The organism is Pseudomonas sp. V98_8 (assembly GCF_029967975.1).
GTDB lineage: Bacteria > Pseudomonadota > Gammaproteobacteria > Pseudomonadales > Pseudomonadaceae > Aquipseudomonas > Aquipseudomonas umsongensis.
Window position 1 is genome coordinate 1 of the sequence record NZ_JASCAE010000082.1, and the last position, 17838, is coordinate 17838.

15 protein-coding genes are annotated in these 17838 nt (G+C 60.0%); 11 read left to right on the forward strand and 4 right to left on the reverse strand.

The window, feature by feature from the left end:
- Nucleotides 1–224: 224 nt before the first annotated feature.
- A complete protein-coding gene (zapE, locus tag QLG10_RS24755) occupies nucleotides 225–1355 on the reverse strand; it encodes a cell division protein ZapE (RefSeq protein WP_282488206.1) in 1131 nt (376 codons plus the stop codon).
- A 237-nt stretch (nucleotides 1356–1592) separates the two neighbouring features.
- Between zapE and QLG10_RS24760 the strand changes: the two genes are divergently transcribed.
- The 4 genes from QLG10_RS24760 to QLG10_RS24775 all read left to right on the forward strand — a co-directional run bounded on the left by QLG10_RS24760 (nucleotide 1593) and on the right by QLG10_RS24775 (nucleotide 6507).
- Nucleotides 1593–2066, forward strand: a complete 474-nt coding sequence (locus tag QLG10_RS24760) for a MarR family transcriptional regulator (protein WP_110754357.1) — start codon at nucleotides 1593–1595, stop codon at nucleotides 2064–2066.
- Nucleotides 2063–3532 carry an efflux transporter outer membrane subunit gene (locus QLG10_RS24765; protein ID WP_110754355.1) on the forward strand — a complete coding sequence of 490 codons (1470 nt, stop codon included), beginning with the start codon at nucleotides 2063–2065 and terminating at the stop codon, nucleotides 3530–3532. Before QLG10_RS24760 ends, QLG10_RS24765 begins: the two co-directional genes overlap by 4 nt.
- Nucleotides 3533–3547: 15 nt before the next feature.
- Nucleotides 3548–4750, forward strand: coding sequence for an HlyD family efflux transporter periplasmic adaptor subunit (locus tag QLG10_RS24770; protein ID WP_282488207.1), 1203 nt, complete (start codon nucleotides 3548–3550; stop codon nucleotides 4748–4750).
- A gap of 227 nt (nucleotides 4751–4977) precedes the next feature.
- Nucleotides 4978–6507: a DHA2 family efflux MFS transporter permease subunit gene (locus QLG10_RS24775; RefSeq protein WP_110754351.1), complete on the forward strand. Its 1530-nt coding sequence runs from the start codon at nucleotides 4978–4980 to the stop codon at nucleotides 6505–6507.
- A 127-nt stretch (nucleotides 6508–6634) separates the two neighbouring features.
- On the opposite strand, the gene lpxH is transcribed toward QLG10_RS24775, so the two are convergent.
- Nucleotides 6635–7387: a UDP-2,3-diacylglucosamine diphosphatase gene (lpxH, locus tag QLG10_RS24780; RefSeq protein ID WP_282488208.1), complete on the reverse strand. Its 753-nt coding sequence runs from the start codon at nucleotides 7385–7387 to the stop codon at nucleotides 6635–6637.
- Nucleotides 7384–7890: a peptidylprolyl isomerase gene (locus tag QLG10_RS24785; protein ID WP_027614639.1), complete on the reverse strand. Its 507-nt coding sequence runs from the start codon at nucleotides 7888–7890 to the stop codon at nucleotides 7384–7386. The genes lpxH and QLG10_RS24785 overlap by 4 nt, the downstream gene beginning before the upstream one ends.
- Nucleotides 7891–8142: 252 nt before the next feature.
- Here QLG10_RS24785 and QLG10_RS24790 point away from each other — a divergent pair, with 252 nt between their 5' ends.
- Together QLG10_RS24790 and cysS are read left to right on the forward strand one after the other, a co-directional pair.
- Nucleotides 8143–9840, forward strand: a complete 1698-nt coding sequence (locus QLG10_RS24790) for a glutamine--tRNA ligase/YqeY domain fusion protein (protein WP_188264983.1) — start codon at nucleotides 8143–8145, stop codon at nucleotides 9838–9840.
- 17 nt (nucleotides 9841–9857) lie between these two features.
- A complete protein-coding gene (gene cysS / locus QLG10_RS24795; protein ID WP_110754345.1) occupies nucleotides 9858–11240 on the forward strand; it encodes a cysteine--tRNA ligase in 1383 nt (460 codons plus the stop codon).
- A 217-nt stretch (nucleotides 11241–11457) separates the two neighbouring features.
- Here cysS and QLG10_RS24800 read toward each other — a convergent pair whose 3' ends face one another.
- Nucleotides 11458–13290, reverse strand: coding sequence for a sigma-54-dependent Fis family transcriptional regulator (locus QLG10_RS24800; RefSeq protein ID WP_248678791.1), 1833 nt, complete (start codon nucleotides 13288–13290; stop codon nucleotides 11458–11460).
- A 361-nt stretch (nucleotides 13291–13651) separates the two neighbouring features.
- On the opposite strand from QLG10_RS24800, the gene QLG10_RS24805 reads away from it, so the two are divergent.
- From QLG10_RS24805 to QLG10_RS24825, 5 genes are read left to right on the forward strand one after another with little or no spacing between them, the layout of a single operon-like run.
- Nucleotides 13652–14746 (forward strand): ABC transporter ATP-binding protein, encoded by a 1095-nt coding sequence (locus tag QLG10_RS24805; RefSeq protein WP_020801181.1) that lies wholly within the window; start codon nucleotides 13652–13654, stop codon nucleotides 14744–14746.
- Entirely contained in the window at nucleotides 14746–15861 is a 1116-nt protein-coding gene (locus QLG10_RS24810; RefSeq protein WP_110754341.1) for an ABC transporter ATP-binding protein, read from the forward strand. The genes QLG10_RS24805 and QLG10_RS24810 overlap by 1 nt, the downstream gene beginning before the upstream one ends.
- Entirely contained in the window at nucleotides 15858–16724 is an 867-nt protein-coding gene (locus QLG10_RS24815) for a sugar ABC transporter permease (RefSeq protein WP_020801179.1), read from the forward strand. The genes QLG10_RS24810 and QLG10_RS24815 overlap by 4 nt, the downstream gene beginning before the upstream one ends.
- A gap of 7 nt (nucleotides 16725–16731) precedes the next feature.
- Nucleotides 16732–17532: a carbohydrate ABC transporter permease gene (locus QLG10_RS24820; protein ID WP_008061967.1), complete on the forward strand. Its 801-nt coding sequence runs from the start codon at nucleotides 16732–16734 to the stop codon at nucleotides 17530–17532.
- Nucleotides 17533–17542: 10 nt separating this feature from the next.
- Nucleotides 17543–17815: a DUF2160 domain-containing protein gene (locus QLG10_RS24825; RefSeq protein WP_020801178.1), complete on the forward strand. Its 273-nt coding sequence runs from the start codon at nucleotides 17543–17545 to the stop codon at nucleotides 17813–17815.
- Nucleotides 17816–17838: the final 23 nt, after the last annotated feature.

The following is a 17838-nucleotide window of genomic DNA, read 5'->3' on the forward strand; positions in this document are numbered from 1 at the left end:
AGCGAGGCACCGAGTGGTGGGGCAAAGCCTTTTGCTTCCTTTTTGGCGTTTGAAAAAGGAAGTCGCTGTAAGAGCGAAACCATAAGTGGGCGTTACCGCAGCAACGGATAGAAAACAATCTCCCACAACAAGCCTCGACCCGGCATGGACCAACGTTGGTAGAGGCTCAGGAGCTACCGCAGGCTGCGATCTTTTTCTTCAACCCCGCAGCAAGTTGCCCCAACTCAAACCCCTTCCCTTACCTCCACCAATTGCCCCAACCGACTACGCGTGCGCGCCAGGTCTATAGCGTCACCGCCCAGGCTTTCGCGCAGGGAGCGCTGGCCCAGCAATGTCAGGTGCTTGTCCTGGTCATACAAGACGTCGATCAGGTTGATGAAGCGCTGCTGGGCGGCAATCGAGCAGTCGGCGAGGTCGGGCAGGTCGTCGATGATCCAGTGATCGAAGCGGCGGCACAGTTCCAGGTAATCCATGACCGCTGTGGGGTGGTCGCACAGGTCGCTGAAAGTAAAACCGACGACGCGTCCTTCGCAGTAGCGGGCCGATAGATGGCGAGTGCCGACAGCCAGGGCAATGGCCGATGCGTTCGGCGCCGGCAGGTTCGATGCCTGGCGTTGCGCCAGCGTGGCGGGCCAGACGTAGCGGCCCTGGGTGAACAGCTGGTGCGCATGGGTTCGGGCCTGGCTGCGATAGTCGTGGGGCCCGCCGACTTCCATGACCTGCATGCGCGCATTGATCAGGTCGATCACGGGCTTGAAGCGCGCATGGTAAAGCGGGTTGGGCAGCAGGCCTTCAGGCGGGTAATTGGAGGTGACCAGCAGGAGGATCCCCCTGTGGAACAGCGCCTTGAACAGTCGCGTGATGAGCATCGCATCGCCGATGTCGTGGACGTGAAACTCGTCGAAACACAGCACCCGACAATCGCTCAATAAATCATCCAGCGTGGTCGCCAGCGCATCCGGTTGGTCGCGATGGCTGAACATGCCCTCGTGCAGGCGGGCAAAAAAACCGTGGAAGTGCAGGCGCTGCTTTTGGGCAATGGGGATCGCCTGGAAAAAACCGTCGAGCAGCCAACTCTTGCCACGGCCGACGGCGCCGTGCAGGTAAAGCCCGGGCAATGTCTTGCCCGGCGTACCCAACAGTTCTGATGCGTGCTGCGCCATGCAGTCGATTACTCGTTGCTGGCTATGGCTAAGGGTGTAGCCCTGGGAACAGGCCTGGCGATGAAAGTAGTCATGAATGACCCGCGCATGCCTGCAGTGGCGGTCAGGCCCGGTCGCTACCTTGCCAAAGAGGCTGCGCAACGCCGGCCAGCGCGGTGTAAGTCGCGAATGTTTGGGTGGTCGAGCGGCCACTGTAATGTCCCCGTGATCTTCAGTCAGGCTCCTCGAGCCGCGGCGGCATAGTTTAACCATTTGGGTAGTTTCGCTTCCAGAGGGTTTCAGGGGCAACGATCGCCGTACGTCAGGCGCAATACCCGACACCATTTGTCAACTAATTACTAAGCAGCCTAACTATTACGTTGACATTGGCTGCCTAGGCAGTAATATCTCAACATACATTCACTGCCTAGGCAGCTAATCGGTGTTCAGATGAAGCATTTCACGCCAGACGATTTCCATAATTGCCACCTCGGTCTCTTGCTCGGGCGCGCTGCGCTGCTCAAGGACCGGATCATCGATACGCACATGGAACCCCACGGCATCACCGCGGCGCAGTTCAAGGTGCTGATCATCATGGCCCAGTTCGGCGTCGATTCGCCGGGTGAGCTGTGCCGGCACCTGTCCCTGGACAGCGGTTCGATGACGCGCATGCTCGATCGTCTGGAACAAAAAGGTTTCCTCGCTCGCCAGCGCTCCGAGGCAGACCGTCGTCAAATTCAGCTAGTGCTGACCGACGAGGGTCAGAAACTGGCCGATCTTCTGCCGGGCATCGGTTCTGAAGCCATGAATGAACTGGCCGGAGCCATCACGCCGGAAGAACTGAAAACCCTGGAATCCATTCTCAAGAAAATCCTGGTAGCGGCCGGTGACTCGATCACCCTGCAGCGGTTAGGTGACCAATGAACGTGAAAACCTTGCGTACCGGCGTCAGCCTGCTTCTGTTGGCCATGGGCTTGGCCGGTTGCGCCAGTTACAGTGGCCTGACCACCGAAGGTGTCAGCCTTGATGCAAAAAACCTCAAGGCGGGGCAATCCCTCAGCGGCGTGACGCTGTCGCCGGCGGCCTGGCCGAAAAGCGACTGGTGGAAAAGTCTCGGCGATCCGCAGCTCGACGGTCTGATCCGCGAGGCCCTGCGCGACAGCCCCGACATGCAGATCGCCGACGCCCGCGTCCATCAGGCCAGCGCCGCGGCCTATGCCGCCGACGCCGCGCGGATGCCGACACTGGATGCCAGCGCCGGCGTCAGCCGTTCGCGTCTGGCCCGGGACCAGGACCCGCTGGGACAGGGTGGCAATTACTCCACGGTGCGCAACATCAGCGCCATCTTCAATTACAACTTCGACCTCTGGGGCGGTCAGCGTGATGCCTGGGAAGCGGCGCTGGGGCAGGCCCGTGCCGCCGAGGTCGACCAGCAAGCCGCGCAGTTGACCCTGTCCGCTGACGTGGCCCGCGCCTACAGCGACCTGGGGCAGGCGCACATCGTCCATGACCTGTCCGCCGAAGACCTCAAGCGTACCCGGCAAATGCTTGATCTGAGCCAGCGCCGCCTGAGTTCGGGGATCGACAGCCAGTATCAGTTCCAGCAGACCGAAAGCCTGGAAGCCACTTCCGAAGCCAATTTGATCGATGCCGAAAAGCGCCTGCAAAGCGCCAGGATCGCCCTGGCTGTGCTGCTTGGCAAAGGCCCGGATCGCGGCAACGAAGTCGCTCGACCGAACATTCTCAAGCCGGGTGCCGTGGCCTTGCCGTCGGTGCTGCCAGCCGAACTGCTCGGACGTCGTCCTGACCTGGTGGCCGCGCGCTGGCGGGTCGAGGCGGCGAGCAAGACTATCGATGCCGGCAAAACCCAGTTCTACCCGAACTTGAACCTCAGCGCCGCGGCCGGTGCCGAATCATTACTGGGGGATGCGATGTTTGGTTCGGCCAGCCGCTTCTTCAATGTCGCACCGACGATTTCCGTGCCGATTTTTGACGGTGGTCGCCTGCGCGCCGACCTCGATTCCCGCGACGCCGACTACGACCTGGCGGTGGCGCAGTACAACAAAACCCTGGTCAGGGCGCTGGGCGACGTCAGCGACAGCATCAACCAGTTGCGTGACATCGGTCGCCAGATCGCGGCCCAGCAACACGCCACCGACATCGCCCAGGACTCTTACAACACCGTGGTCCAGCGCTACGGTTCCGGCATCGGTAACTATCTGGACGTGCTCAGCATCGAGCAGCAGTTGCTCCAGGCCCAGCGCCAATTGGCCAACCTGAATGCGGAGCAGATCGACCTGTCGATCCAGCTGATACAGGCGCTGGGCGGCGGTTTCCAGCCAGAGGCCATTGCCTCGGCCAATACCGCGCCAGCCACGCTGACCCAATAATTCAAGGAATTTGTCATGGCCACTGCCGATACAACGCCAACCACTGAAAACACCCCGGCCAATCCCGATTCAGGCAAGCGCAAGTTCATGCTGCTGGCCCTGGCGGTGGTGGTCGCGCTGGGCAGCGCGAGCGTCTGGGCCTATCACGAATTTTACGGACGCTGGAGCGAAAGCACCGACGATGCCTATGTGAATGGCAACGTGGTGGAAATCACCCCGCTGGTTACCGGTACCGTCGTCAGCATCGGCGCCGACGATGGCGATCTGGTCCACGAAGGCCAGGTGCTGGTGAACTTCGACCCGAACGACGCCGAAGTCGGTTTGCAAAGTGCCCAGGCCAATCTGGCCCGCACCGTGCGTCAGGTTCGCGGTTTGTACAGCGACGTCGACGGCATGAAAGCCCAGGTCAACGCGCAACAAGCCGAAGTGCAAAAAGCCCAGGACAACTTCAACCGGCGGAAAAATCTCGCCGTTGGTGGGGCGATTTCCCAAGAGGAACTGTCCCACGCCCGTGATGACCTGACCTCGGCGCAAAACGCCTTGGCCAACGCCCAACAGAAGCTCAAGACCACCGCCGCACTGGTCGATGACACCGTGGTTTCATCGCACCCGGACGTAATGGCCGCCGCTGCGCAATTGCGTCAGGCCTACCTCAACAACGCCCGAAGCACCCTGATCGCGCCGGTCACCGGCTACGTGGCCAAGCGCACCGTGCAATTGGGGCAGCGAGTGCAGCCGGGGGAGGCGCTAATGGCGGTGATTCCGCTGGATCAATTGTGGATCGACGCCAACTTCAAGGAAACCCAGCTGCGTGACATGCGTATCGGCCAGCCGGTGGAGATCGAAACCGATCTCTACGGCAGCAGCGTGAAATACAGCGGCAACATCGACAGCCTTGGCGCTGGCACGGGCAGCGCGTTTGCCTTGCTGCCGGCGCAGAACGCCACTGGCAACTGGATCAAGATCGTGCAGCGGGTGCCGGTGCGGATTCATATCAACGCCCAGGAGCTGGCCGAGCATCCACTGCGCGTTGGCCTGTCGACCGTGGTCGATGTGAACCTGCGTGACCAGAGCGGCCCGGTGCTGGCGCAGCAGCCGCCGCAAAAGGCTTCGTTCAGCACCGCCATCTATGACCGCCAGTTAACCGAGGCCGATGCCATGATCACGCAATTGATCCACGACAACAGCGCCGCGGTGAGCAAGACCGCGCATCGCTGATACCGAATTTGCGGGCGAGCCTGTGTGGCGAGGGGATTCATCCCCGTTGGGTCGCGCAGCGGCCCCAAAGCCTGCAATTAGGAATGTCAGATATACCGCATGCACTGGCTTTGCGACTGCTTCGCAGTCGGACGGGGATAAATCCCCTCACCACTCAGGCTTGTTCCCACAGGGAGCAGCTGCGCCTGTAGCGGACGCCGCGCAACTTGAGTATCAAAGGATTCGCGATGAGCAATAACGCGTCATTCACGCCCCCCAGCCTGGTGCTGAGCACCATCGGCCTGTCGCTGGCGACCTTCATGCAGGTGCTCGACACCACGATCGCCAACGTGGCGTTGCCGACCATTTCCGGCAACCTGGGGGTGAGTTCGGAGCAGGGCACCTGGGTCATCACGTCTTTCGCGGTGAGCAACGCCATCGCGTTGCCGCTGACCGGCTGGCTGAGCCGGCGGTTCGGCGAGGTGAAGCTGTTCCTGTGGGCGACCGTTCTGTTTGTGCTGGCCTCGTTTCTCTGCGGTATTTCCACATCGATGCCGGAGCTGATCGGCTTTCGGGTGCTGCAAGGCCTGGTGGCGGGACCGTTGTACCCGATGACCCAGACGCTGCTGATCGCCGTTTATCCGCCCGCCAGGCGCGGCATGGCCCTGGCGTTGCTGGCGATGGTCACGGTGGTCGCGCCGATTGCAGGGCCCATCCTCGGCGGCTGGATCACCGACAGTTACAGCTGGCCGTGGATCTTCTTCATCAACGTGCCGATCGGGATCTTCGCGGTCATGGTCGTGCGTTCGCAGCTCAAGGCGCGGCCGGTGGTGACCAGCCATCAGCCGATGGATTACGTCGGTTTGATCACCCTGGTCATCGGCGTCGGGGCGTTGCAGGTGATCCTCGACAAGGGCAATGACCTGGACTGGTTCGAATCGAGCTTCATTCTCATCGGTGCGGCCATTTCGGTGATTGCGCTGGCGGTGTTCGTGATCTGGGAAATGACCGACCAACACCCGGTGGTCAACCTGCGGCTGTTCGCCTACCGCAACTTCCGCATCGGCACCCTGGTGCTGGTGCTGGGGTACGCCGGTTTCTTCGGGATCAACCTGATCCTGCCGCAATGGCTGCAAACCCAGATGGGTTATACGGCAACCTGGGCCGGCTTGGCGGTGGCGCCAATTGGCATTCTGCCGGTCCTGATGTCGCCGTTTGTCGGCAAATACGCGCACAAGTTCGACCTGCGCTTGTTGGCGGGCCTGGCATTCCTGGCGATTGGCTTGAGCTGTTTCATGCGTGCCGGCTTTACCAGCGAAGTGGACTTCCAGCGCATCGCCCTGGTGCAGTTGTTCATGGGCATTGGCGTGGCGTTGTTCTTCATGCCGACCCTGAGCATCCTGATGTCGGACCTGCCGCCGAGCCAGATCGCGGACGGCGCGGGGCTGGCGACGTTCCTGCGGACCCTGGGCGGCAGCTTCGCCGCGTCGTTGACCACCTGGATCTGGATTCGCCGTGCGGACCAGCACCATGCCTACATGAGCGAAAGCATCAGCACCTACGAGCCCGCAACCCGCGAGGCCCTGCATGCACTGGGTGGTGCGAGCAACCCGGCGTATGCGCAGCTCGATCACGTGTTGACCAGCCAGGCGTACATGCTCTCCACCGTGGACTACTTCACGCTGCTGGGGTGGGCGTTCATGGGGTTGATCCTGATCGTATGGCTGGCGAAACCGCCGTTTGCGGCGAAGGCTGGGCCTGCTGCGAGCGGCCACTGATCTGGAATGCGGTCAAATGTGGGAGCGAGCCTGCTCGCGATGGCGATCTGTCAGCCAACATCTGTGTTGACTGTCAGGCCCTCTTCGCGAGCAGGCTCGCTCCCACAGGGGGGATTGTGTTTGGTCGTTAGATTGTGGGAGCTGGCAACCGCGGCGGCGGGGTGAAATCAAACGGTGCCAGGGCAAACCCGCTGTCATCCACCTGCAACGCCCAACCCTGTTTATCCCAATCCCCCAGCACGATGCGCCTGGCCGCCAGATCGCCGATCTGCAACTTGTGAATGGCCGGACGATGAGTATGCCCGTGGATCAGGGTTTTCACGCCATATTGCTGCATGATCCGTGGAATCACTTCAGGCGTGACATCGACAATGTCATTGGCCTTCATGCGCGTTTGCGCCCGGCTTTCACTGCGCAGCTTGCGAGCCAGCTTATGCCGGGTGCTTAACGGCAGATGCCGCAAGATGAACCGGGTGATCGGGTTGCGCAGGTAGCGACGCAGCTTCATGTAGGCTTCGTCGCGGGTGCAGAGGCTGTCGCCGTGCATCAGCAGCACGGGTTCGCCGTTGAACTGCACGACACTCGGATCTTTGAGCAGGGTGCAGCCGGCCTGTTTGCAGAAGGCCTTGCCCAGCATGAAGTCGCGATTGCCGTGCATCAGGAAAATCGCCGTGCCACTGTCGCTCAATTCGCGCAGGGCCTGGCAGATGGAACGCTGGAAAGGGGTCATGGCGTCGTCGCCAATCCACGCCTCGAAAAAGTCGCCCAGGATGTACAACGCACTCGCCGAGCGGGCGCGCCCGGCAAGCAAATCCAGAAACGCCCGGGTAATGTCCGGGCGCTCCTCTTCCAGATGTAAATCTGAAATCAGCAGTATCACGCTTCGATGATCTCGGCTTTCTCGATGATCACGTCGTCTTTAGGCACGTCCTGGTGACCGGCCTTGGAGGTGGTCGCAACGCCTTCGATCTTGTCGACTACGTCGGTGCCCGCAACGACTTTACCAAACACGGCATAACCCCAACCCTGAGCGGTCTTGGCAGTGTGGTTGAGGAAGCTGTTGTTGGTGGCGTTGATGAAGAACTGCGCCGATGCCGAATGCGGATCCATGGTGCGCGCCATGGCGACGGTGTACTTCTCGTTCTTCAGACCGTTGTCGGCTTCGTTCTGGATGCTCGGGCTCTTGTCTTTCTTTTCCTGCATGCCAGGCTCGAAACCGCCGCCCTGGATCATGAAACCCTTGATCACACGGTGGAACACGACGTTCTCGTAGTGACCTTTTTTAACGTATTCGATGAAGTTGGCAGCGGTGATTGGCGCTTTTTCCGCGTCCAGTTCGATGACGATGTCGCCGTAGTTGGTGGTCAGTTTGACTTGAGTCATGATCGCTACTCTTTATGAGGAATTCGTGGATCTGGGACATTCAGCCCCACAACCGGTTCAGCCTGCTTCGGCCAAGGTGCGCAGTTTAGCGTGACAGGCACGAATTTCGAGGCTGTTTTTTTATTTACAGCCTATTAAATGCGACGGTTTACAGAGCGCGCTCTGTCAGGTACTTGACGGCATCGGCTATGATAGCGGCTTTGTTTTGTCCGGCCTTCATTACGGCCACGCACTTGTACGTTCAAGGATCCTATGAGCAAGCCCACTGTCGACCCTACCTCGAATGCCAAGACCGGCCCTGCTGTGCCGGTCAACTTCCTGCGGCCGATCATCCAGGCAGACCTGGACTCGGGCAAGCACACGCAAATCGTCACCCGTTTCCCGCCTGAACCCAACGGCTACCTGCACATCGGGCACGCCAAGTCGATCTGTGTGAACTTTGGCCTGGCCCAGGAGTTCGGCGGCGTCACGCACCTGCGTTTCGACGACACCAACCCGGCCAAGGAAGACCAGGAATACATCGACGCGATCGAAAGCGACGTCAAGTGGCTGGGCTTCGAATGGTCCGGCGAAGTGCGCTACGCCTCGCAATATTTCGACCAGTTGCACGACTGGGCTGTCGAACTGATCAAGTCCGGCAAGGCCTATGTCGACGACCTGACCCCTGAACAGGCCAAGGAATACCGTGGCACCCTGACCGAGCCAGGCAAGAACAGCCCGTTCCGCGACCGCAGCGTCGAAGAGAACCTGGACCTGTTCGCCCGCATGAAGGCCGGTGAATTCCCGGACGGCGCACGTGTGCTGCGGGCCAAGATCGACATGGCCTCGCCGAACATGAACCTGCGCGACCCGATCATGTATCGCATTCGCCACGCTCATCACCACCAGACCGGCGACAAGTGGTGCATCTACCCCAACTACGACTTCACCCACGGTCAGTCGGACGCCATCGAAGGCATCACCCACTCGATCTGCACCCTGGAGTTCGAAAGCCATCGTCCGCTGTACGAGTGGTTCCTGGAGAACCTGCCGGTGCCGGCCAAGCCGCGCCAGTACGAATTCAGCCGCCTGAACCTGAACTACACCATCACCAGCAAGCGCAAGCTCAAGCAGCTGGTTGATGAAAAGCACGTCAACGGCTGGGACGATCCGCGCATGTCCACGCTGTCGGGCTTTCGTCGCCGTGGCTACACGCCGAAATCGATCCGCAACTTCTGCGAAATGATCGGCACCAACCGTTCCGACGGCGTGGTCGATTTCGGCATGCTCGAATTCAGCATCCGCGACGACCTCGACCATAGCGCCCCGCGTGCCATGTGCGTATTGCGGCCGCTGAAAGTCGTGATTACCAATTACCCGGAAGGCCAGGTCGAGAATCTTGAACTGGCATGCCACCCTAAAGAAGACATGGGTGTGCGCGTCCTCCCATTCGCCCGTGAGCTCTACATCGACCGTGAAGACTTCATGGAAGAGCCGCCAAAAGGCTACAAGCGCCTGGAGCCGAACGGCGAAGTGCGCCTGCGCGGCAGCTACGTGATTCGTGCCGACGAAGCGATCAAGGACGCCGATGGCAACATCGTCGAACTGCGTTGCTCGTACGATCCGGACACCCTGGGCAAGAACCCTGAAGGCCGCAAGGTCAAGGGCGTTGTGCACTGGGTGCCAGCCGCGGCCAGCGTCGAGTGCGAAGTGCGCCTGTACGATCGCCTGTTCCGTTCCCCGAACCCGGAGAAGGCCGAAGACAGCGCCAGTTTCCTGGATAACATCAACCCTGACTCCCTGCAGGTACTCACCGGTTGTCGTGCCGAGCCTTCGCTGGGCAACGCACAGCCGGAAGACCGTTTCCAGTTCGAGCGCGAAGGTTACTTCGTCGCGGATATCAAGGACTCGAAACCCGGTCAGCCGGTGTTCAACCGTACCGTGACCCTGCGTGATTCGTGGGGCCAGTGATTCAAGGATCCTCTAAAGTGCTTTCGATCTACAACACGCTCACCAAGAGCAAAGAAGTCTTCAAGCCGCTCGATGGCAACAAGGTGCGCATGTACGTGTGCGGCATGACCGTGTACGACTACTGCCACCTCGGCCACGGCCGCAGCATGGTCGCCTTCGACCTGGTGACCCGTTGGTTGCGTTTTAGCGGCTATGACCTGACTTATGTGCGCAACATCACCGACATTGACGACAAGATCATCAACCGGGCCAACGAGAACGGCGAGTCGTTCGAAGCGCTGACCGAGCGCATGATCGCGGCGATGCACGAAGATGAAGCGCGCCTGAACATCAAGAAGCCGGACATGGAACCGCGTGCCACGGATCATATCCCGGGCATGCACGCAATGATCCAGACCTTGATCGACAAGGGTTACGCCTACGCCCCGGGCAATGGCGACGTGTACTACCGCGTCGGCAAGTTCATGGGCTACGGCAAGCTGTCGCGCAAGAAAATCGAAGACTTGCGCATCGGCGCACGCATCGAGGTCGACGAGTCCAAGCAGGACCCGCTGGATTTCGTGCTGTGGAAAGCCGCCAAGCCGGGCGAGCCGAGCTGGGAGTCGCCATGGGGCGCCGGGCGTCCGGGCTGGCACATCGAGTGCTCGGTGATGTCCACCTGCTGCCTGGGCGAAACCTTCGACATTCATGGCGGCGGCAGTGACCTGGAGTTCCCGCACCACGAAAACGAAATCGCCCAGAGCGAAGCGGCCACCGGCAAGACCTACGCCAACGCGTGGATGCATTGCGGCATGATCCGCATCAATGGCGAGAAGATGTCCAAGTCCTTGAACAACTTCTTCACCATCCGCGACGTGCTCGACAAGTATCACCCGGAAGTCGTGCGTTACCTGCTGGTGTCGAGCCATTACCGCAGCGCCATCAACTATTCGGAAGACAACCTCAAGGACGCCAAGGGCGCTCTGGAGCGGTTCTACCATGCGTTGAAAGGCCTGCCGAGTGTGGCGCCGGCCGGTGGCGAAGCCTTCGTCGAGCGTTTCACCCAGGTGATGAACGACGACTTCGGCACGCCGGAAGCCTGTGCGGTGCTGTTCGAGATGGTGCGCGAGATCAACCGCCTGCGCGAGAGCGATCTGAACGCAGCGGCCGGCCTGGCTGCGCGTTTGAAAGAACTGGCCAGCGTGTTGGGCGTGTTGCAGCTTGAAGCCGATGACTTCCTGCAAGCCGGCGCCGAAGGGCGTGTGGATGCAGCTGAAGTCGAAGCGCTGATTGCTGCGCGCCTGGCGGCGCGTGCCGGCAAGGACTGGGCCGAATCCGACCGCATCCGCGACCAGCTCACCGCCATGGGCGTGGTGCTGGAAGACGGTAAGGGCGGCACGACCTGGCGTTTGGCTGACTGATTGCTGCAGTGCTTGAAAACAAAACCCGCCTTGTGCGGGTTTTTTTTATGGGCTAGGCGTAGGTTCGTCGGTGCCACGGCTGACGCCTTCGCGAGCAAGCCCGCTCCCACATTGGTTTTGCGGCGTATTTGAGTATTGAGTTCGACACAAATCCAATGTGGGAGCGGGCTTGCTCGCGAATGGTCTCAAGCCGAGCAAAGCAGATGCGGATACTTTGTCACTCCGCCTGGCGCAATCGCTTGTAAAGGGTATTGCGGCTCACCCCCAGCCGTCGCGCCAGATGCGAAATATTCCCCCCAACCGCCTGCAACTGCCGGTTCAAATCCTCGGCATCATCAAGATCCACCGCCAACGGCTCCGGCGTCTCCACCGGCTCCATCTCCAGATCGACAAAAAAATCATCCGGCAAATGCTCCGGCCGCACCGGTTGTTCCTCGGCCATGGCCAGCGCCACCTGCATCACGCTGCTGACTTGCCTTAAATTTCCCGGCCAGGGGTGACGGCTGAACAGTTCCAGCACCTCGCGACTCAATCCCGCCCATTGCGAGGGCTCGCGATGCTGTTCCCACAAGCGTTTGAACAGCGCCTCTTTATCACTGCGCTCCCTTAATGGCGGCAGTTCCAGGGTCAGGCCGCCGATGCGGTAGTACAAATCCTCGCGAAAGCGCCCCAGTTGTACCTGCTCGCGCAACGAGCGGTTGGTCGCCGAAATGATGCGAATGTCCACCGGGAACAACTCGCTGCTGCCCACCGGTTGCACACAACGCTCCTGCAGCACACGCAGCAATCGCGCCTGGGTCGGCAGTGGCATGTCGCCGATTTCATCGAGGAACAGCGTGCCTTTGTCGGCCTTGCGGATCAGGCCGATGCTGCCTTTCTGGTTGGCGCCGGTGAAGGCGCCTTTTTCATAACCGAACAGTTCTGATTCCACCAGTTCAGCGGGGATTGCCGCACAGTTCACGGCGATGAACGCCTGTTTATTGCGCGAGCTGGCCTGATGCAGCGCTTTGACGAACACTTCCTTGCCGACCCCGGTTTCCCCATGAATCAACAACGGAATGTCCTTTTCCAGCAAGCGCTCGGCCTGGCGCACGGCTTTTTCCACGCGGTTGTCGCCAAAATGCAGGGTGTTGAGGCTGATGGCGGCGGGTGGCGTGACGCTGGGCTCAGTGAACACCCGCGCTTGAACGGGCGCCATCTTTGGCCGCTTCAACAGGCACTGGAATCGATTGCGCCCGCAAGTTTGGAGAGCGAAGGGCAAGCCTTCGGGTTGATTGAGGAGTTCCAGCAAGGAAACCTTGAACAGACTCTCGACACTGACCCGTGACAGGCTCACGCCCAGCAGGTTGTCGGCGCGACGATTGGCGGACAGCACCTGGCCACTCTCATCGAAGATCAGCAACCCGGCCCACTGGCTGTCGAGATTGTTCAGGCCGGTGTTAAACGTCAGTTGGAAATGCTGGCCGTGGAACAGGTTGAGAATCAGCCGATTTTCCACGGTCTGGCTCATCATCTTGACCATCCCCAGGGTATGGGATGGCGGCAGGTAGCTGTCGCTGGACACATCCAGCACGGCGATGACCTTGCGCTCGGCATCGAAAATCGGCGCGGCGGAGCCGGTCATGAAGCGGTTGGCCTTGAGAAAGTGCTCATCGTGCTCGATATGCACCGCCTGTTCGCAAGCCAGCGCGGTACCGATGGCATTGGTCCCGCTGCAGCGCTCCATCCAGCTGGCACCAGCGCTGAAGCCACGGGTCAGGCCCGGTTCGATAAACCGTTGGGTGCCCCAGGACGTCAGCACCTGGCCCTGATTGTCGGCGAGCATGATCAGGCAGTTGGAGTTGCTGAGGATGTTTTCGTAGTACGGCAGGACTTCCTGATGGGTGGTCTGCACCAGGGAATGCTGGCTCTCCAGCAACTGCTTGATGCCTTCGGCGGGCAGTTGATCGAATGCCGGGGTGCTCTGATGGTTGAGGCCGAAGGCGCGACAACGTTTCCAGGAGTCCTGGATGATGGCGTCGTGGGATAACGCGGGGGCAGGTACGGCCATTCAAGTCAGCCTCTGAATCAGCATTTTTATTGTTGTTATAGGCACATGCTATCCCCTGTAGGAGCTGCCGCAGGCTGCGATCTGTTGATCTTGATTTTGAACAGCAAAATCAAAAGATCGCAGCCTGCGGCAGCTCCTACAGGGGGCGTGAACAGTGTGTAGATTGTTGTTCACTAATGTTCATTGTCAATCGTTGAACTGTTCAGTTGTTCAGTCCCGATTGTTCATTTGTGTTCAGCAATGAACGTGACCCGGTAGTCACTTTTAAGGATTCAGAGCCAAATCAACGACTTATATTTTTTGGCACAGATGTCGCTATACCGCTCAGGTCGCTTGACTCCAAAAATAAAAAGGCCGAGCCATGTCACTAACCCTGGAGCATGTCAGCCGCACCGTCGAGGGCCAGACCTGGATCGACGATGCGTGCCTGCGTTTCGAACCCGGATCTTTCAATGTCTTGCTCGGGCGCACGCTGTCCGGCAAGACCAGTCTCATGCGCCTGATGGCCGGGCTGGACAAGCCTGACACCGGCCGCATCCTGATGAACGGCGTCGATGTCACCCAACGCCCGGTACGCCTGCGCAACGTGTCGATGGTGTATCAGCAGTTCATCAATTACCCGACGATGACCGTCTTCGAGAACATCGCCTCGCCGTTGCGCCAGGCCGGTGTGTCCAATGAGCTGATCCAGAGCAAGGTGCTGGAAACCGCGAAGATGCTGCGCATCGAGAAGTTCCTGCAGCGTTTTCCGCTGGAACTGTCCGGTGGCCAGCAGCAGCGCACGGCCATGGCCCGGGCGCTGGTCAAGGATGCCGAACTGATCCTGTTCGACGAGCCACTGGTCAACCTCGACTACAAATTGCGCGAAGAGCTACGCCAGGAAATGCGCGAGCTGTTCAAGGCGCGCCATACCATCGCCATCTATGCCACCACCGAGCCCAACGAAGCCCTGGCCCTGGGCGGCACCACCACCATTCTCCATGAGGGCCGGGTGATTCAGAGCGGCCGGTCGTCCGAGGTTTACCACCAGCCGCAGACCGTGCTGGCGGCCGAGTTGTTCTCCGAGCCGCCGATCAACCTGATGCCGGGTCGCATTGCCGGCAACGAAGTGAGCTTCGCCAATTTCGTGCACTTCCCGCTTAACGTCGATTTGCGCCCGGTGGGCGAGGGCGAGTTCCGCTTCGGCGTGCGCCCCAGCCATATCTCGCTGGTGCCGAGTAACGACGATGACCTGGAACTGGCGGTGACCGTTGAAGTGGCGGAAATCAGCGGCTCGGAAACCTTCCTGCACGTGCGCAACGAGCATTTCCTGCTGGTGCTGCACTTGCCTGGCGTTCACGAATACGACGTCGATGCGCCGATCCGCATTTACATACCGACCCATAAACTGTTTGTGTTCGATGCGCAGGGGCGGCTGGTCCAGGCGCCCGGCCGGCGCGTCGCGAGGGTTGCCTGATGGCCGAAATCCGTTTACAGAACCTCGCTCACAGCTATACCAGTACCCCGAGTGGCCCAGAGGACTACGCGATTCGCCAGATGGACCACGTCTGGGAACAGGGCGGCGCCTATGCCTTGCTCGGCCCGTCGGGCTGCGGCAAGTCGACTTTGCTCAACATCATTTCCGGCTTGCTCAGCCCGTCCCAGGGGCATGTGTTGTTCGATGGCAAAGCCGTCAACAACCTGACCCCGGAGAAGCGCAACATTGCCCAGGTGTTCCAGTTTCCGGTGGTCTACGACACCATGACGGTGTTCGACAACCTGGCCTTTCCGCTACGTAACCAGGGCATGGCCGAAGCGAAAATTCACACCAAGGTGCGGGAAATCGCCGAGGTTCTCGACCTGCAAAGCCTGCTAGGCAAAAAAGCCAGCAACCTCACAGCCGACGAAAAACAGAAAGTCTCCATGGGTCGTGGACTGGTACGCGATGACGTCTCGGCCATCCTCTTCGACGAGCCGCTGACGGTGATCGACCCGCACCTGAAGTGGAAGCTGCGGCGCAAGCTCAAGCAGATCCACGAGCAGTTCAACATCACCATGGTCTACGTCACCCACGATCAGTTGGAGGCCTCGACCTTTGCCGACAAGATCGCGGTGATGTATGGCGGACAGATCGTGCAATTCGGCACGCCGCGGGAATTGTTCGAGCGGCCGAGCCACACCTTTGTCGGCTATTTCATCGGTAGCCCGGGGATGAACTTGATCGAGGTCGAGGTGCAACCGGGGGGCGTCGGTTTCGCTTCGACGCATCTTCCGTTGTCAGAGGCCATGCAGAAACGCATCGCCGAATCCGAATGGCACACCCTGAAGGTTGGAATTCGCCCGGAGTTCATTCATGTCTGGGACGAACCTTTTGATGACGCGCTGCGTGCACAAGTCGTACACGTCGAAGACCTCGGCACGTACAAGATCATGACCTTGAACCTCGACGGCGTGTCGCTGAAAGTGCGCCTGGCCGAAGACAAACCGGTGCCCGAAGGCACGGCGTATATCAGTTTTCCGGCGCAGTGGCTGATGGTCTATGCCGATGATTTCCTGCTGGAGCCGCAATCGGTAGGTGAGGTGCAGCCATGAACAAAGTGCAGAACAACAAGGCCTGGTGGCTGGTGCTACCGGTGTTCCTGCTGGTGGCGTTCAGTGCGGTGATCCCGATGATGACCGTGGTCAACTACTCGGTGCAGGACATCTTCGACCAATCCAGCCGCTACTTCGTCGGTGCCGACTGGTATAAACAGGTGCTGCTCGACCCGCGTCTGCACGACTCGCTGCTGCGCCAGTTCATCTACTCGGCGTGCGTTCTGCTGATCGAAATCCCGCTGGGTATCGCGATTGCCCTGACCATGCCGACCAAGGGGCGCTGGTCGTCGGTGGTGCTGATCATCCTGGCGATACCCTTGCTGATCCCGTGGAACGTGGTCGGCACCATCTGGCAGATCTTCGGCCGGGCCGACATCGGCCTGCTGGGGGCGAGCCTCAAGGCCATGGGTATCAACTACAACTATGCGGCGAACACCATGGACGCCTGGGTCACCGTGCTGGTGATGGACGTCTGGCACTGGACCTCATTGGTGGCGTTGTTGTGTTTCTCCGGGCTGCGGGCGATTCCGGACGTGTATTACCAGGCTGCACGGATTGACCGTGCCTCGGCCTGGGCGGTGTTCCGCCATATCCAGTTGCCCAAGCTCAAGAGTGTGCTGTTGATCGCCGTGATGCTGCGCTTCATGGACAGTTTCATGATCTACACCGAACCGTTCGTACTGACCGGTGGCGGGCCAGGCAATGCCACGACCTTCCTCAGCCAGACCCTGACGCAGATGGCCATCGGACAGTTCGACCTGGGGCCGGCCGCGGCGTTCTCGCTGGTGTACTTCCTGATCATCCTGTTGGTGTCCTGGCTGTTCTATACCGCCATGACTCACTCTGACGCCAACCGCTGAGGCCATCATGAGCATGAGAAAGCTTGTACCACTGCTGATCTACATCCTGTTCCTGCTGGTGCCGATCTACTGGCTGCTGAACATGTCCTTCAAGAGCAACAGCGAAATCCTCGGCGGCCTGACACTTTTCCCACAGGATTTCACCCTGGCCAACTACAAGGTGATTTTCACCGACCCGAGTTGGTACACCGGTTACATCAACTCGGCGTACTACGTGAGCCTGAACACGATCATCTCCCTGACCGTGGCATTGCCGGCGGCCTACGCGTTCTCGCGCTACCGCTTCCTGGGCGACAAGCACCTGTTCTTCTGGTTGCTGACCAATCGCATGGCACCGCCGGCGGTGTTCCTGTTGCCGTTCTTCCAGCTGTATTCATCGATCGGCCTGTTCGACACCCACATCGCCGTAGCCCTGGCGCACTGCCTGTTCAACGTGCCACTCGCGGTGTGGATTCTCGAAGGCTTCATGTCGGGCGTTCCCAAGGAAATCGACGAAACCGCCTACATCGACGGCTACAGTTTTCCCAAGTTCTTCGTGAAGATTTTCATCCCGCTGATCGGCTCCGGCATCGGCGTCACGGCGTTTTTCTGCTTCATGTTTTCCTGGGTCGAACTGTTGCTGGCGCGAACCCTGACCTCGGTAAACGCCAAGCCCATCGCGGCGGTGATGACCCGCACGGTCTCGGCATCCGGCATCGACTGGGGCGTGCTGGCGGCGGCGGGGGTGTTGACCATCCTGCCGGGCATGCTGGTGATCTGGTTTGTTCGCAACCACGTGGCCAAGGGCTTTGCCCTGGGCCGGGTATGAGGAACTGATGATGGAATGGATGAGTTGGACTGTCCCCACGGCGGCGTTCTTCAGCGTCATTGCCTTGATCCTCGTAGGCATGACGACTTGGGAATTGCGTTCGCCGAGCATATTGCGACGAGGTTTTTTGCCGATTGCCACCACCCGTGGCGATCGGTTGTTCATCGGTCTTCTCGGCAGCGCCTACCTGCATTTGCTGGTAATCGGCGTGACCGACTGGAGCATCTGGGTCGCCTTCGCGTTGTCCCTGGTGTGGCTGTTGGTGGTGATGCGTTGGGGCTAGTCGAATCGCTCGGCAATGTTGCT